Below are 17,466 nucleotides of genomic sequence, written 5' to 3' on the forward strand. Positions count from 1 at the left end.
GGAAATTTTTTTGTGTTAGAGTAATTTTAACATTGTGTTAGAGCAATTTGATATTGTGTTAGAGTAATTCAACTAAATAAATTTTATTTTAAATTAAAAAAATCAAGAAAATTGATTTCTTTCCTTTTTATTTAGAATTATAACTTTTGTGTTAGAGATATTAGATTTGTGTTAGAGTTTATTTTTTAATTTTTAAATATCTACAATTTTTGAAATTTTTATTTATAAAAAAAAAGTATCCTTATTTGCTCTAAATATGATCTATTTGTATTTTAAGAAAATTTGCTTTTTAAGAGGTTTTTTTTCTATTTTTGGTCTCTTTCTACAAAAAGCATCAAAATAAAGCCTAAAATAAAGAAAATGCTGATAGATAAGAGCCCTATTCTTTGAGAATAGAAGAAAGTCATAGTTCCAACTAATAAAGGTCCTGCAAATGCTGTAATTCGACCTGAAAAGCTAAATAATCCAAAGCCACTTCCTTGATCGTCAGCTTTTAATAATCCTGTCATCATAACACGACTTGCACTTTGAATTGATCCTATAAAAAGAGATATAACCATAACATTGATAAAGAATTGTGTTTTAGTTTGCGCAATAATTGAAGAGTAAAAAACACATAACGTTAATGCAAAAATACAAGTTAAAATAATAGTTTTTGATGAAATTTTATCATTTAAATACCCACCCAGTAAAACTCCTACGAATGCAACCAAGTTTGCAAAAATAGCTAATTTTAATAACTCTCCTGAAGTAAAACCAAAAACACCAGAAGCATAAACACCTCCTCCTGCAATTAAAACAATCAGAGCATCTGAATAGATCATTCTAGCTAAAAGAAACTTTCCAGTACTTGTAAATTTATTTTTCCATATCAATGCAATAAGTTTCTTAAAAATGGGAGTTGGATCGCTATTTTCTTTGTATTCAATATGATTTTTAAAGTAATTTATCATGGGATAAGAAAAAATTAAAAACCAAATCGCAGCAATAACAGGAATAAATCTTATATTTTCAAATTTACTTTTATCTAAACCAAAAGGAATAGTGTCAGGTAACACAAAAACATATAATGAAAATAATAATATTGGAACACATCCAATATATCCTAAAGCAAATGCAAAGCCCGATGTTCTTCCAATATTTTTTTCATTTGAACAGCTTTTTAATAGTGAATTATAGAAAATTACAGCTGCTTCATAGAAATAATTTGATAGTAAAAAAATAATTAATGCATACCATATATAATCTACTGATGGTTTAGCAAACCAAAACAAGCTTGTGAATAAAACACAAAAGATAGTAAAGGTGTGTAATAAATTAATTTTACCTTTAGGTTCTTTGTCAGCTAAGTTTCCAAGTAAAGGACCCGTTATCGCAACTAGTATTCCACAAAGTCCAGCTGTCCACTGCCAGTACGCTGCACCAAGTTGTGGATTGCCTACAATTTGATTTGCAAAATATGCTGATGTGATAAATGTTACAACTATAATAGTATAAGCTGAATTAGCTAAGTCATAAAGTGCATAAAACAATTTACCCACTATTTTTTATCCATTTGCAATAATCTCTCGAGTGTTCCATTTCTATTCCATCTTTTAACTAAGGTGCTCGTATCTATTGTGGTTTTTGAAACAAATTCTTTATAAATTGTTTTATAAGCAGGCCCAAGTATAATTCCACTAACATCATCAACTTTTACTATTTCTTTTTGCTCTAGCTGTAATACTTTTCTACGAACAGTTTCTCTTGGTAACTGTAGTACTTCTGCAATACTAGCAAATGCTAATTTATTAATTTTGCTTAAATTAGACATAGACATTAGATCAAAATTTTTTTGAATTTCAGTAAATTTTTTAATTCCATCTTTGTTCAGGTGATAAAGTGAATGACTAACAACAACTTGAAGAATAATAAAAGTTTCAAAATCAATTTTTAAATTTTCTCTTATTCTTGAATAGTAGGCTAATAAAAACATTAGCCAGTCATATAATCCTTTTGAAAAAGCTGGTGCATTAACTCCTTCAATATCTCTTTTTTCCTCGGAAGAAATAGTCTTAATGTTTTCGTTTGTTTCTTTATCTATTGTCATGATAATGTGCCTATAATGGGTTTACATAGCGCCTAAATTGGGTTTGTGTCAATGTATACTTTTGTCTTGTAAGTTTTATCAAGAAAAAATTACTATTATGAATACAATTTTTGTCTTTTTAATATATTAAATTGTGCTCAAAAGATTAAACGAATACCAACGTAGTCAATTGTGTTTTAAAATTTAGACAATGAAATTGTAATTTACATTTTATTAGGATATTTTTATGCATCTATGGAAATTATTATTAACTCACCGAATTTTTATTTACATCTTCAAGACATGGCATTATTCATACAATACTCTATAGATGGATTTTTACATTTTGCTTCACAAATAAAAATTTAATTTGTGTATTATCTAGCATTATTTTTTTTTGGCATTATTTGTGGAAGTTTTGCTAATGTTTGTATTTATCGTTTACCTAAAAATAAAAGTATAGTTACAGGGCGATCCTCTTGTCCTAACTGTAAAAAAAAAATTATTTGGTATGATAATATTCCCCTACTATCTTTTATATTATTAAAGAGTAAATGCAGATTTTGTAAAAAAATAATTAATTCACAATATTTTATAGTTGAATTAATCACTGCTATTAGTTTTGTATCAATCTATTATTTTTTTGGACTAACCCTTGCTGCTTTATTATTATCAATATTAAGTGTTTTTTTCATTATTATTTTTTTTATAGATTTAAAACATTTTATAATTCCAAATGAATTAACTTTTCCTTTAATGATCATGGGATTTTTTAAATCTTTTGATCCAAATTTAAATCAAACAATTTTTCCAAATTATATCAATTCTTTAGTTGGGGGTGTCTTTGGTTATTTAATAATTTGGTTGATCATTTTTTTTTATAAAAAAGTTAGAAAAAAAGAGGGTATGGGTCTTGGTGATGCTAAATTATTAGCAGTAGTAGGTTTTTGGTTTGGCTGGTTTAGTATTCCTTTTACAATTTTTATGTCTTCTGTTGTTGCTCTAATATTTGTTTTGCCATCACTAATTAATAAATCAAGAAAGATGTCTTCTCAAATTCCTTTTGGACCTTATATTATTATTGCAGCTATTTTTTACGTGTCCTTCTCCAACCAAATTAAAAGTTTTTTATTATAAAAAAAATTTTATTAGTAGTTTTCTCTCCAAGATCTTCTGTAAGTAGTAACTTCTCCTGCATTAGTAGAGAGAATAAATAATGTATCTTCTTGTTCAGCAGGTCCTGCTACGTTACCATAAAGTGTGTCTGCAAATATTGTTAATTCAGACAATATTCCTCTTCTAACAAATAAACAATCCTCACCTGCTATTACCGCACCTAGTTCAGATGAATTGTTAGTTCCACATTCATCATCAGCTGAACAAATAAACGCTTTACCTATATTACATTTATTTCCTTCAGGTGGTTCGTAAATTGGATAAAATACATTCCCTTTATAAACTGTAGGCGGTGCTGATACTTTTCTAAATCTTTTTGGCTCATTTGGATCCAATTTAATAACCCAAGCTTGTTCATTAGGTCCAGGAAGACAAAGCACTCCAGTAGCATCAGTAGTATTAACGCAAACGTTTGTATCATCAATATCGTTAGCTGCATCTGCACCTTTCTTAGCTTCTTCCTCAAAGTTACCCTCCAATTGTCCAGGAATATTAACTCCATTTAAGTGCTTAAAGTATGGAAAATCCTCATCTTTTACACCATATAAAATGTTGTCCATCCCATTACTCCTGTCACCAATTCTTTGAAAATCACCAGTTCCACCAAAGAGCCAAAAATTATTTGTATCTCTTCCAATTGTGGCATCCATTGATTTATAGCTATATCGACCATTTTCAACTGTTGCATTTAATTTGAATAATGTTGTTTGATCATAAAGTTCAGCATTATTAATTGTTTGGTTTGTTAAGTTAATTTTTGTAATTTTTCCTTCAAGATCATTAAAATAAACCATAGCTCCTCTCCAAGGAACACCTCGTGTTAAATCTGGTGTAATAACAACAGGGGTTGTTGGAAGTGCATTTGCTATATCACTAGTATCAGTGTCAATGATATTAATTGCTCCTTGATTAATCGCTGCACCAAAAATACTACCTGGATTTTCAAGATCTTCTAAATTTACAAGGAATACATTTGATCCTGAGCATACAAAAGTATTTCCCATGCCCCCTCCCATTACTGCCACATATTTATCATCATTAATATTTGCATCACCTTTTTGTGCAGGGATTCTAAATATTCTTGGTGTTGACCAAGTTTCTCCTAGTTGGCTATAGTCATATCCAACTGGGTCTGTACCAACTGATGAACATGAAGTTTGTAAAACAATTTGATTAGTTGATGCATCGCCTGTACCTACGTTGAAAGTTTTTTCAGCTCCAAAATCAACTTTCAGAAAACCATCAACCATACTAGCGCTTGCAAAATTTATTTTAACTTTATCTCCATTTATTATTTCAGTAACTACAAGATCATCTTGACTAACATTACCAGCACCATCTGAGGGAACCTCTATATCAAATATGAATGTTGAACCTGTAAAACAAGCTGCTGTTCCGTTAACTCTAAATGAACCAGAAGCTATAGCATTTGTTTGGCAAGCAGCGATGGCATCTTGTTGAGTGCAGCTATTGTCATCTTCACAAGTGTCTGAGTCAGCAGCATCTGCTGTATTTTGGTTTTCAGATGCTATTTTAGCTTCTTCTGAATTATCTATATTTATAGTTGCTTGAGTATATTGATATTCTGTAATCTGACCCGTGTTATCAGCTACTAAAACTTTACTATTTACATGATCATTAAAAACTGAATACATATGCAGAGGTCCTTGACCACCATTGATAATGGGATTAGTAACATCTAATACAGAAAAACCGGCTCCTCCTCTCCCATAGGGAATCATTAATATAGTACGCCAGCTTTTACCTTCTTCATAAGCTCCATCTGCATTTAGTCCTTGTATATACATGTCATGAACAACTGGTGAACCATCAACACCAAAAATTGGATTGGTTCCACCTGGATCCCCTGCAAATTTTCCATCATAAGCTTTATTTATTATCGTTGGTAGTTTTGATGCAATAAAGGGAGGTATAAAACCCCACTCTTCTTCTCCCGTAATTGAATTAAATGCATGTAGCATTCCATCATTTGCTCCCGCATAAATAACGTTTTGTCTAGATTGATTTGCACTAACAAAAGATTGGTAATTGTTTTTAGCTCTCCAATAAGCCTCTTGATTGACATCTGTAAAATTTGAATTTGCATCTGGAGGTCCAACTTCTACCAGTTGTGAATTATAAACATCGCCCAATAAATGCGCTCTTTTTTCAATTATATTGCAGTCTCCATCATAATCAAAATAATCTATACCTCGAACAAAGTTAATTAATCCCTTAATATCATCATTTATTCCATCTTCTACATCATCAGCACTTGAACAATTGGATGTGGTATTATGATAATCTAAAATTGAATTTCCAGTTAAATCAAAAAGACTTTCTATATCTGATAAATATTTGTCATCTGTTGTCCAATTATTCCAATTTCCTATATATGAGTTGTCTGGCAGAGTAGTCCAAATGTTTCTCTCGTTACTCCTATTTTTTAATTTTTCTGCTGCATTCCAATTTTCCTCACTTGATTCTGTATTTAAAGATCCATCACCTTTAACACTTTGTCTACTGATAGTTCCTCGCCATTCTCCATACTGAATATATTCAAACTGTGCTTGGTATAAAGAGCCCCCTTCTTGAATGGTTGCGGTAATTGATGGAGCGGTAAAAGATAATTTTTCAGCTATAATTTGTTGTATTTTACTTGCTAGCTCTGTCTTTAACATTTGAGGAGTGTCTGCATCTATTCTTGCTTGACAATCTGGTGAGCCTGCATCGTCACATGAACCAGCAAGTGCCATTGCATCAAATTTTCTAAGTCCTGAAGCATTAAGTCCACCACCATAAGCAACTACTAGAGTTTTTACACCCAAATTTTGTCTCAATGATCGAATTTTTTCTACTGCTTGTTCACCATGTGTCCATTCACCATCACCAATAACAATTACATAACTTATTTGGCAGTCAGCTTCTTCAGCTTCACTACCTTCTAAATTTAATGCATCTTTGTGTTGCTCAAAATATTCATCAGCTAGTTGTGCAAAAGCATTAGCATCTGTTCCCCATTGTAAAGATGTAGCATCAAGTGCCTCAGGTATTTGTGCAGCACCCTCTTTGCTAATTCCTACAGATATACCTGAGTCACTGTTAAAAAGTTGAGATCTTCCTTCTGGATGCTCTCCAATCCAGCCTCTATAATAATCACAACCATCAACGACATGGCAGTAATATCCTTTACCTACTGTATTTATATTACCTTTTCCTTCACCTAATACCCCGGCATTCCAAAACCCATAACCAAAATTAGCTCCTGCAGTTAACGAAGAGTCGGATGCAACTGCTTTGATAGCTCTCTTAGCTCCTTCAAATCTAGTCTCTTTTTTTCCACCATATTCAGCCTGCCATGAAGTATCAATATTGGCTACTGTAAATTTGTTTTCATCAAATTCTTGAATCGTTGCTTTATTATCTGACACCCACACTTTTGTAGAAGTAACAAACAAAGCTTTTGGACCCTTCAAATTAACTTCGGCTGCACTAAGTGCACCAGCGCTGGCGGTATTTTCAGCTTCACTATCTCTTCCTGCAAGTGTGACTGAGGTTAATGTGCTATCTCCTGTAAGACTTACTTTTTGAACTACATCTTTATTAGAACTTGCAACATACATTATAGAATCGCTATCTGGAGAAACCTGAATTGCCTCAGCTTTTCGATGAGAAGTGTTTGAACTGCCTTGTCTATAATATCTATCATGGTCTTCATCACTAGGACAATAATTGTCTCCAGTTTTAGTTAGTGCATATCCATAGATGTGTCCTTGGAAGGTATAATATATAAAGCCTCCACTATTATCGACCGTAAGGTCAAATCCTTTTTCAATGACATTACCCAAAGTTCCACCATAATCACTTCCACAAGTTGAAGTGTTACCTGTCGTTAAATTTTTAGTATAAAAACGTTTTCGCATGCCATTTTGAAACACTTTTCCAGATGCAAATAAATGATCTTCACCACCAATAGTTCTTACTTCCATCGCCAAAGGTCTAAAATTTCCAAGCTCAGCATTAGTAATAACTTCAATACATTCTCCAGATGTATTAATTCCTACAATTTTTGGATTACTGCCTTGGTCAGTACCATAAATCACATCCCCTGATACACCCAAAACACTAGTTGCAAGACTTAAGTGCCGTATAGAACCAACTATAGAATTATTAGTTCCATCTAAAGTACATGTATCCCCTGCAGAACCTCTAAAATTTCTGTTACCTAATGGATTGGCAGTTGTAGGTGCAAAAGATGGATCAACGGTATTGTCAGCTGTTAAAATTTTTATAAAGCCTAAATTTCCTTCACCTACAATTAGGTTACCTGCTGAATCTTCTACTATATCATTTGGATTATCAATTCCACTACCCGAACTAAGTTTTCTATTCATGCTAGCAGAGCTATCTAAAAGTATTAATATGTTAGCTGGAACATCTCCTGCACCCGAGCCTGGAGGCAAAGGTTTAGAGATAGCATTTTGATTTAATACAACAAGTATAATAAACAGATTGCTAATTATAATTTTTAAAAACTTATACATTTTTTTATCATTCCTTTTTACTCAATAATTAAATAATCTTTATATTCTGCATTTGATATTTGTAATTCTTCAATTAAAAATTTTTTTCTGTAGTACCACTTACCGTATATGATTTCTTTGCCACCAATTTTCCACGCTTTATAACCTGTCCAGTCTGGTCTACTGCTATTTTCAATTTTACCATAATTGCTGATCACATAATTATAAAGTAACTGTTTTTTACTTTCCTCATTATCCGTTCCATTTAATACTCCAACTATAATTCCAGCAATTTTATCATTTACAATAAACGCTTGAATAAAAGAATTACCTAGATTTGAATTAGGACAAAAACGATCAATCTCTGCTGAAACAGTTGTGACATCATTTGGTTCCTCTGTATTTTCTTCATCTGTCTCGATGGGTCCAAAATACTTTTCAATTTGAGATTTGTTGCCACCAATGTTAATAGAAAGAAAATCACATGCAAAACTAGCTTTGTTTAAAACTAAAAGAAATACCAAGGAAATGGATGTTATCTTTAATATCTGCATAATTTTTTTTAAAATTTTATTCATATTTTAATTTGGCATAACCATTACTGTTTCTAACGGAATAATAATTTCTTCCTCACCATCATAATCATCAAGTTCAGTACCTTGGGCAACCATAATACCACAGGCATATATCTTATAAGCTGTTCCTAATGATTGAGAATTATTAGATGTTTTTTTAATACTTGAACCAGTTCCAAGATAAGGCGCACTTCCAATATTAACTGAAAAAAATTCATACCTAAATCTTTTTAAATATTCTTTTTCTTTTGTAAGCTTTTCCATAACTTTGACATCACCTGTGGTAAGGGGATCTACTTCCCCAGGAGTTCCAAAAATAGGCTCAATCAGCTTTCCAAAATTTTGATTTACAACATGATGGGTTACTTGAAAATCTGCTCTTTTAATATTTCTAAAGCTTTTAAAGCAATTTGTGTCTATGGCATTTATTTGATTTCTTGGTAAAGATCTGTCATTTGTATGTCTAACATCCCCTCCCTCATCTGCTGTTAAAGAGTTTAAATATAAAGCATGAGCATCTGTTTCATCTTTTGTAGCTTCTTCTCCTGGTCCAGATATATCTGTTTTTTGTGTCCATGGTCCCAAAAATTGATTAATTATTTTTTTTTCTCCTTCTAAAAGGCCTGTTTCTGCTACATAAAATGCTTGCTGGTATTGATCACTAGTATTGTTACTTTGATGATCTCCTGAAGAAATAACTATTAAAGCTCCACCCATAAGTGACATCACAAGCAAAAGTATAAGTGACAGAACTAGAGCAAATCCTTTTTCATTTTTATTCATCATTTTTATCCTTAACTACCAATATTTCTTGTATTCACAGTGACGACAACCGAGTCTCTTAAATACCTATCCAAAAATTTACGCGTTCTTTCTCCAAGTCCTTTTACAAGTCTTGGATTGTCATCTTTTGCATTAAATCTATAAAACTCATTTTTTGATCTAAAAGTTAATCTTATGTCTACAGCTTTAATATTATAAAGATCCACTCTACTACTAGTGTCTGGTCTTGGAGGAGGATTGATAGTTCTTCCTTGCTGATCAAAAACTATAAACTCCATATCCACTAAGTGATCTCTAATTAATTCACCAGAGAAACATTCAGCACAACTACTGGACCAGTTACCTGTTACACTTTCACTAGACTGTATCCAACTTTGTTTTGATTTATAAACAGCATAATATTCATTATCCCCACTTGGTTTAGCGTAGTACGTAACTCTGTATCGTTTGTAAGGTTGTGTATCATTTTGATTAAAGTCCCCATAGACAATATGAATTTTATCACAACATAAATCTGCTTCTTCGTTTTTAGATATAGCTGTGTCTGTTTCTGTTGCATCTCCTAATTCATCTTTTATTACTATAATTGGATCATGACTTATTTTTATATCACTACTACCCGAAATATATTCAAGGTTATCTTGTTTTGATATATCATCAGTGTTTACACCATAATGATATTTAAAGCCTGCCAACCTAATATCTCTAATCAACATTGCAATAATATCTCTTCCAGAACGACTAATTTTTGCACGGTCTGTGACTTGAGTATAACTACTATTTACAATGCTGTAAGTTGTATACATCGCTCCCATCATAATAGCTGAGATAACCACTCCAATCATAATTTCTATTAGAGTTATTCCAGCAATATCTTTTAATTTATTTTTTTTAATCATTATTTAAGTGTGTAATCAGCAGTGAAATATAAAAATCTTCTTTTCTTTCCATCGTTCATATTAACTTGCACTCTTCCTATAAACATCTCATCATAAACTTCAGCATGAATATCTGACTCGTCTTCCTCATATGATGAGGTATAGTCACATCCTGTTTTACATATTTGAAAAATTTTTACATCTTTAATATCTTTTTCACTTTTACATTTAAGGTATCTGTCAGTTTTAAAAATGCTATTCCATTTTTCTTTTTTATTTTCCCCAGCATCTTCTACAACTGTTTCATAAATTGGTTTTATTGATTCAATAGTATTTATTTTAGGACCACATCCTTCGATCCGTTCAAAACTAGTATCTGTTATTTTGTGAGCTATAATATCTTCTGCTATCATGCTTACTAAATAATTTGCCTTGGTTCTTTCGCTAGAACTATCAATAGATTGAACCGAAAAGTTCACCATTTGAAAAATAGCAACAAATCCTATTCCTATAATTGCGGTGGAGATTAAAGACTCTAAAATAGTGATTCCTGATTGTTTTTTTCTTTTATTTGAAAATTTAATCATTTTATTTATTGTAAAATCCATTCTGATTTAGATTTGCTCCATTTTTCTAGAGTAATATTGCCAAATCTAGACCAATTTAATGCAAATAAATTATCGTGATCTAGATCGTTTGGATCTCCATTATCTTTAACATCACATTTTATTTCTTTACCTTCACAAATATAAAACGCTCCCGATGAATCAAACTTCTCAGCAGTACTATACCAAGACCCATCTTTAGAAAAACAAACGGTTCCTGACTTGGCTTCAAAATTTACCGCTATATCATCAAATTTTAACTCGGCCACTTCTAATTTATTATTAGGTATCATTTCTACTACTACTTCTTCGGTTTCTGGATCTATTGTTTCAATTATTTTGGAGGATCCTTCATCATCCCAATCCTGAACAAGAGCACATCTTGAAGTTTGGTCTTTATTCCAATCATCCTCACTATCATTAATTTTTTGTGCAAGGTTACTCAATTTCATTCCCTTCGAGATAACTTTTACCTCGCCTGTTGTTGCTTTTACTTCTACTTGGACAAATCCATACAATCCTCTTTGAACTTGAGAATTAATATTTGTGAATAAACTTTTTATTTTTACAGCGGCTCCCCTTACTTCTCTTGCTTTTTTCCAAGACGAAAAATTTGGATAAGCTGCTGCTGAAATTACTGATATAATTGCAATCACAACCAAAAGCTCTATGAGGTTAAAACCTTTAATGTTCTTTTCCTGCACTTGGATCAATTTTCCCATTATTAACAAGTTCTTCTAAAGATTTTTGCATTGTAATCATACCATCACGAACTGAAGTTTGCATGATACTTGGGATTTGGTGAATTTTAGCCTCACGTATTAAGTTTTGGATTGGAGCTGTACACTTCATAACTTCAAAAGCAGCAACTCGGCCTTGACCATCTTTTGTTTTTAATAATCTTTGAGTTACTACCATTTTTAATGAAGTAGAAATTTGCGCACGAATTTGTGCTTGTTGTTCTGGAGGAAATACATCAATAATTCTATTAATAGTATTGGGTGCTCCACTAGTGTGCAATGTTCCAAAAACTAAATGACCTGTTTCTGCAGCAGTTAAGGCTAGACCAACTGTTTCAAGATCTCGCATCTCACCAACTAAAATAACATCTGGATCTTCACGCAAAGCTGCTTTTAAAGCACTTGCAAATGATTGTGTTTGTTTTCCAACTTCACGCTGTGAAACAATACTTTTTGCATCTTTGTGCACAAACTCTACTGGGTCTTCAACTGTAATAATATGTGCTGTTCTTGTTTTATTAATTTCATTTATAATTGCTGCAAGCGTAGTTGATTTTCCAGACCCTGTTGGTCCAGTGACTAGAACTAATCCTTTATGCATATCAATAATATCATAAAGAACATCTGGTAAATCAAATTGTGACATTTCAGGAATTACACTTTCTACTCTTCTAAGAACTGCAGCGGGTCCATTAATTGTTTTATAAAAGTTAGCTCTAAATCTTAATCCACTTAACATTACAGCAGAATCTAATTCATGGGTTTCTTGGAATTTTTTTGTTTCTGTTTCATTACAATTTGTCGACATAAGATCTTGAAGATCTTGTGCTTTTACAACAATATCTTTAACCGTAACTACTTCACCTGTTTGTCTGTAAGCTAACGGTGAGCCACTTCGGATATGAAAATCTGAGATTTTTTTATTGTTTTTTGCTAATTCTTCTAATTTTTCAAACATCAATATTTTTTACACAATAAACAAGAGTATTACCATTAGAGGTCACCCAATTTGGGCTTGCTAATACTAAAAAAAAAATTCAGGGATGTACTAATGCATTTTCATGCTCAAAATTTTGAAAAAACTTAAGTCCACAAAAATGTTAAATTTTTTTTTTTTAAGAAAAAATAAAGAACTAATTATAAAAAGTGTTCTTAAACCTAAAGTATTTTTAATTTTATTTAGTTTATTTTTTTCATCACTAGCCCTTGCTGCAGCTTTAACAGTAACTTGGGTAGATGGTCGTATTCCATCTGGAAACGCAAACTGTACAAGTTCTCAAACTAGCGCTTCTCTTAATAATGACAGAACGACGGATCCTCATGATGTTCAATTTAGTGATGATGGTCTTCAAGTATTTACAGCAAATCTTAGTATGCAACATTCTCTTAACTTATCTATGAATACTTTAAGCACACCTTTTGATCTGACCTCAATTAAAACTGATAATGGCAGTAATGATTGTGATGATCTAGATGGTTTTGCACCTTCGGTTACAGCTAGTGGAGCAATGAATGTAGTATTAGAAAATATACAGATTGTATCAAGTGGTGGAAAATTTTTTATATTGGATAAAAATGGAGAGTTAGGTAGGTTTGATTTATCTACAACAAATGATTTTTCAACGGCAACTTATGTTGGAAAACTTTCCTTTTCAAATGAAAAAGATTCTTTTGCGCTAAATAGAGATGGAACAAAAGTTTTTACATTGAATTCTACAAATAACGCTCCAGTAGTTACCACTTGGTCTTTGCCTGGTCCTTACGATGTTTCTTCAAAGACAAAAATAAGTGAATTAGATTTAACATCAATGGGTCTTGAGTTAACAGCAGGTCCAAATGATGTAGGACGTGATATTGAATTTAATGATACTGGGAGTGCTATGTTTATTTTAATGTCAAATGATGCTGCACCTAGAGATAAAAGTTATATTCATTATTTTAGATTAGGAAAAGATTATGATATATCAACAGCAAAATTTGCCGGAAAATGGAATGTTGGTGATTTTGGTAACACATCCACAGGCTATGGAATGCCAAGAGGATTTTCTTTTTCAAGCGATGGAATGCATATGTATATCGTTCAAATTCAAACTGGGGGTGGGGTAGATCAGATAAATCAATATAATTTAGAGTGTCCTTATGGTTTAGTGGCCTGTGTATTTGATGCAAGCGCCTCTGTTGCTTCTCAAGTTGAATTGTCTAATCAAAATATAAGTTTAAATGTTTCAACTATTTTTAAAAGATTTGAATGGATAAAAAGAAATAGAAAGAATGAGAATTTATCTAGTCACAATATTAATATAAACTACCCTAATCCTTTATTAAAATCTTTAGTAAGTAAGTTTGAACCCTCATTAAAAAATAATTTAGTATCACTTGTAAGCAATACTTTAAATAAAGAGGAAAAGAAGAAATCTAAATGGTCATCATGGAGTATAGTGGATGTATCAATAGGAGATTTTGAGCAAACACTTTTAGATAAAGCAAAAGGTATTAAAACAAAAGGTATAACATTTGGTTCAGATAGAAAAATTGGAGATAATAAGTTTTTTGGCTTGGCAGTAAGGTATGCTGATAGTGCATCAAATATTAGAAATTCTGTTCGAAATGTTGATCTAAAGTCTTTGACATTGAATATTTATGGTACTACTCCAACAATCAACAACCAGTATATAAATACAGTTTTGGGCCTAAGTGCCTTAAGATTTGACAATAAATACTCAGGAGACAAATCAGGTAATCGAAATGGAAAACAAGCATTTGCATCCATTAATTACAGAACTAAAAATGCATATAGTAAGCTTAATATTACTCCTACAGGAAAACTTACTTATGGAGTGACGCAATTATCTGAATTTACAGATTTTATAAGTCAAACCAAGGGTCGTCAAACCATAGGTCCGTCGAATCAAGATGTTCATTTTCATGAAGATACATTTGTAAGTGGTGAATTTGCTGGTGGTCTTTTATTTGAAATGGAAAAATATGAGGAAGACGGGAAGACTTTTCAACCAATGGGAGGGATTGAAATTATTTATGATCTAAGTGATGATATTACCTATAAATATCAGAATGTAGGTTCAACTAGTGTAAATAAAGAAATAATTAGCAAATATTCAAAAAAAAAATTAAAGACCAACATTGGTTTTGAGCAAATAGCTGAAAATGGTTTAACTATATTTTTTGATTATCAAAGGATAATTAATTTAAATGATAAAAGATGTGTTAATACAGGAACAGATTGTGATCGAACTTTTATTAATGAGAATCTTATAATTAAAATTAGCAATTCAAAAGAGGAGGATACACAGTTTGCTTTTGATTTTGATCCTTTATCAAATAATTCTGCAAAATTAAGTTACGTAAAAGACATCAATAATTTTAATCTCAAATTAAACTCTAATATGAATTTATTTACTAAAATTTCTGACTATGGAGCAAATATAGAAGTTTCAAATAAATTTTAGCCAATTTAATAATGATATAAATAAAATCTTAATTTTGCTTAGATATTAGTAAGAGTTTAAAACCTCATCAAAATCATCGTAGTTGTTACATTATTAACACCCACTTTGGGTGCTAATAACAATAGGAAAGCTAATAAATAAAAATTTATCAGGTATTTTTTATTATGAAATTTTTTTTAAAAAAATTAATCAAATATTCTTTTATTTTTTTTATAACAATGACTTTATTGTTATCAAAAGTTTTAGCAGAACCTACATTAATTGCTGATTTTGATATCAGCAGCGATGAAGGAAGCGCTACTGGGATAACGTTTAAACCTGATGGTACCAAAATGTATATTACAGGAATTGGTGCTGATAAAATATTACAATATAATCTAACAACAGCTTTTGATATTACTTCAGCAACTTTAGAAAAGTCAGTACTTATCCAAAGCGAAGAGAGTAAACCACAAGATGTAAAATTTAATTCAGATGGAACTGTAATTTTTATTTTAGGAACTAATAATGATGGGATTGATAGATGGTCTTTAAGTACACCCTATGATATTGGATCGATCACTGTAGATGATACCCTTTTTACTTCTATTGGTGGTGATCCAAGAGGATTTGCTTTTAATAATGATGGAACAAAAATGTTTGTTTTGAATCAGACAAATACGCGGGTAGAAGAATATAATCTTTCAACACCATATAACCCTGATACTAAAACTTTAACCAACACACTTACTAATGAATTAACTAGAAATTTTCATCAAGGACTAGGTTTCAATGCTGATGGATCAAAAATGTTTGTAGTAAAAGCAAAAGGTGGTGGTGGTAGTTCTAACGCTGATAATAAAATTGATGAATACGCTTTATCTACTGCTTTCGATATATCAACCGCAACATTAACTGGTACATTCTCACCAACTCATTCCAATTCTGGACTGCTAAGTGGCATGGCTTTCGATATTTCTGGAACAAAAATGTATCACTTAAATTGGGGTACAAATAAAGAAGTTCAAGAGTATAGCTTAACTTGTCCTTTTAAAGTCACTAGTTCATCAACATGTGATACGCCCCTAAAAAATAAAGATGTAAGGGGTATAATAGATGCACAAATTAATACTGCTAAAAATTTTGCTAATGACTCAAGCCAGTCTGCTTTAAAAAGACTAACTATTTTAAGAGCGAACAAAGGCTACAACACAAATGCACAAAAAGTAGAATTACTATTTCAAAATGAATTGTTCAATAAAATATCTAATAATGTTTCAAGTTCCACGCCTGCTAAATTAAATCCACTTCATCAAATTCAAAAAAGTTTACCTGAAAATTGGGCAGCATGGACAGAAGGTAGTATTAGATTTGGAAAAATTGGTGACAGCTCCTTAAGTTCTGCACAAGATATGGATAGCCTTGGTATAACTGTGGGTGCTGATAAAATAGATAATGACAAAATAGTAGGAGTTGCTTTAAGAGTTGGTTACAGTGACGTTGATGTTGGAACTTTTGGTTCTGCAGTTGATACTAATGCTTTAAGTTTGTCTGTTTATGGATCTAACAGCCTAGATAATCGTAATTTTTTAAAACATGTTTTTGGGGTTAGTTATTTAGATACTAATATTTTAAGAGTATATGAAGGACAGAGTGTCAAAAATGCAGGTAGCCGTAAAGGTAAACAGGCTTTTGGTTCACTTAATTTTGGTAGAGAATATGAATACAGTAGAAACTTTGATGCAACCATTACTCCAACAGCACATATTGATGGAAGTTATACAACACTTGATAGCTACACAGAAAGTGGCCCTGCGAGTTCGGCGCTTAGCTTTAACAAACAACACATAAGGTCTTTAATGGCTTCTTTAGGAGTATTAATAGACAGAGATCATAATTTAGAAAATTCAACTTTAAAATCTAGATTTAATCTTGAATACGGTAAAGAGTTTGCCTCAGACTCTCATGTAATTACAAAATACGTGACAGTCGATGAAGCTTTTGACTATCGAGCTAATCAAAAAGATTTAAATATACTTACAGTAGGTCAAGGGTTTGATTTTATACATGATCAAGGTTTAACAATTAGGACTGATTATCAAAGGCAAAAAATTTTTGGTAAGGGTTTTATTAATGAATTATTTTTATCAATAGGTTTTATATCTAGAAAAAAAACAGAGTTTGCACTTGGCCTTGATGAAGATATGACTTCAAGCTTTAAAATTTCTAAAGCATTAAATGGTTTTGATTTAGGGTTTAATTTAGAAAATGATTTTTTAAAACAAGAAAATTATAATGCTAACTTATCTCTATTAAGTAAATTTTAATGAGTAAAATAAAAATAGCTTTCTATTTAGTGTTAGCTTTTATTTTTTATAAAGGCTTTGTTGCATTTCAAAATTTTGAAATTGGTGTTGATGACAGAGTAGCAGATATAGAAGAAAAAGCAGATTTTGAAAAAGAAGGTGAAGTAATTGGTCTCATGATGTATTTGGGTGATCCACTAGAATTATTTGAGCATCTATTAACTAAGAGCAAATCTAGGTGTTTGGAAATGAAACAAACAGCTGAAGAGAGTTCATCAGCATATTATGAATGTGCCAAAGTGAATGCCGTCCTTAAAGGTGGAAAAATTGTAAGCATCATTAATGAAATTGAAGTTATAGAATAAT

The 17,466-nt window shown here is 31.4% G+C and carries 13 protein-coding genes; 4 read left to right on the plus strand and 9 right to left on the minus strand.

Going from position 1 to position 17,466, the window contains the following annotated elements:
* Nucleotides 1-305 precede the first annotated feature (305 nt).
* Together AC5YGA_RS05210 and AC5YGA_RS05215 are read right to left on the minus strand one after the other, a co-directional pair.
* Nucleotides 306-1,541, minus strand: a complete 1,236-nt coding sequence (locus tag AC5YGA_RS05210) for an MFS transporter (protein WP_415308070.1) — start codon at nt 1,539-1,541, stop codon at nt 306-308.
* Nucleotides 1,541-2,089 (minus strand): hypothetical protein, encoded by a 549-nt coding sequence (locus tag AC5YGA_RS05215; RefSeq protein ID WP_415308071.1) that lies wholly within the window; start codon nt 2,087-2,089, stop codon nt 1,541-1,543. Before AC5YGA_RS05215 ends, AC5YGA_RS05210 begins: the two co-directional genes overlap by 1 nt.
* A 351-nt stretch (nt 2,090-2,440) precedes the next feature.
* Here AC5YGA_RS05215 and AC5YGA_RS05220 point away from each other — a divergent pair, with 351 nt between their 5' ends.
* The gene (locus AC5YGA_RS05220; RefSeq protein WP_415308072.1) at nt 2,441-3,205 is read left to right on the plus strand and encodes a prepilin peptidase; all 765 of its coding nucleotides are present in this window, start codon (nt 2,441-2,443) and stop codon (nt 3,203-3,205) included.
* Nucleotides 3,206-3,216: 11 nt separating this feature from the next.
* Here AC5YGA_RS05220 and AC5YGA_RS05225 read toward each other — a convergent pair whose 3' ends face one another.
* From AC5YGA_RS05225 to AC5YGA_RS05255, 7 genes are read right to left on the minus strand one after another with little or no spacing between them, the layout of a single operon-like run.
* The gene (locus tag AC5YGA_RS05225; protein ID WP_415308073.1) at nt 3,217-7,788 is read right to left on the minus strand and encodes a PilC/PilY family type IV pilus protein; all 4,572 of its coding nucleotides are present in this window, start codon (nt 7,786-7,788) and stop codon (nt 3,217-3,219) included.
* 17 nt (nt 7,789-7,805) lie between these two features.
* A complete protein-coding gene (locus AC5YGA_RS05230) occupies nt 7,806-8,345 on the minus strand; it encodes a hypothetical protein (protein ID WP_415308074.1) in 540 nt (179 codons plus the stop codon).
* Nucleotides 8,346-8,348: 3 nt separating this feature from the next.
* Nucleotides 8,349-9,128, minus strand: coding sequence for a PilX N-terminal domain-containing pilus assembly protein (locus AC5YGA_RS05235; RefSeq protein WP_496169984.1), 780 nt, complete (start codon nt 9,126-9,128; stop codon nt 8,349-8,351).
* An 8-nt stretch (nt 9,129-9,136) separates the two neighbouring features.
* Complete coding sequence (locus AC5YGA_RS05240) at nt 9,137-10,024, minus strand: PilW family protein (RefSeq protein ID WP_415308076.1); 888 nt, start codon at nt 10,022-10,024, stop codon at nt 9,137-9,139.
* Nucleotides 10,024-10,611, minus strand: a complete 588-nt coding sequence (locus AC5YGA_RS05245) for a type IV pilus modification PilV family protein (protein WP_415308077.1) — start codon at nt 10,609-10,611, stop codon at nt 10,024-10,026. The genes AC5YGA_RS05240 and AC5YGA_RS05245 overlap by 1 nt, the downstream gene beginning before the upstream one ends.
* Entirely contained in the window at nt 10,596-11,330 is a 735-nt protein-coding gene (locus AC5YGA_RS05250; RefSeq protein ID WP_415308078.1) for a pilus assembly FimT family protein, read from the minus strand. Before AC5YGA_RS05250 ends, AC5YGA_RS05245 begins: the two co-directional genes overlap by 16 nt.
* On the minus strand, nt 11,293-12,306 hold the full coding sequence (locus tag AC5YGA_RS05255; protein ID WP_415308079.1) for a type IV pilus twitching motility protein PilT: 1,014 nt from the start codon (nt 12,304-12,306) through the stop codon (nt 11,293-11,295). Before AC5YGA_RS05255 ends, AC5YGA_RS05250 begins: the two co-directional genes overlap by 38 nt.
* Nucleotides 12,307-12,445: 139 nt before the next feature.
* On the opposite strand from AC5YGA_RS05255, the gene AC5YGA_RS05260 reads away from it, so the two are divergent.
* The 3 genes from AC5YGA_RS05260 to AC5YGA_RS05270 all read left to right on the plus strand — a co-directional run bounded on the left by AC5YGA_RS05260 (nt 12,446) and on the right by AC5YGA_RS05270 (nt 17,465).
* Entirely contained in the window at nt 12,446-14,815 is a 2,370-nt protein-coding gene (locus tag AC5YGA_RS05260; protein WP_415308080.1) for an autotransporter outer membrane beta-barrel domain-containing protein, read from the plus strand.
* A 164-nt stretch (nt 14,816-14,979) separates the two neighbouring features.
* The gene (locus AC5YGA_RS05265) at nt 14,980-17,121 is read left to right on the plus strand and encodes an autotransporter domain-containing protein (RefSeq protein WP_415308081.1); all 2,142 of its coding nucleotides are present in this window, start codon (nt 14,980-14,982) and stop codon (nt 17,119-17,121) included.
* Nucleotides 17,121-17,465 carry a hypothetical protein gene (locus AC5YGA_RS05270; protein WP_415308082.1) on the plus strand — a complete coding sequence of 115 codons (345 nt, stop codon included), beginning with the start codon at nt 17,121-17,123 and terminating at the stop codon, nt 17,463-17,465. Before AC5YGA_RS05265 ends, AC5YGA_RS05270 begins: the two co-directional genes overlap by 1 nt.
* The last annotated feature ends 1 nt before the right edge of the window (nt 17,466 follow it).

This window comes from Candidatus Pelagibacter sp. uisw_091, from assembly GCF_059512525.1.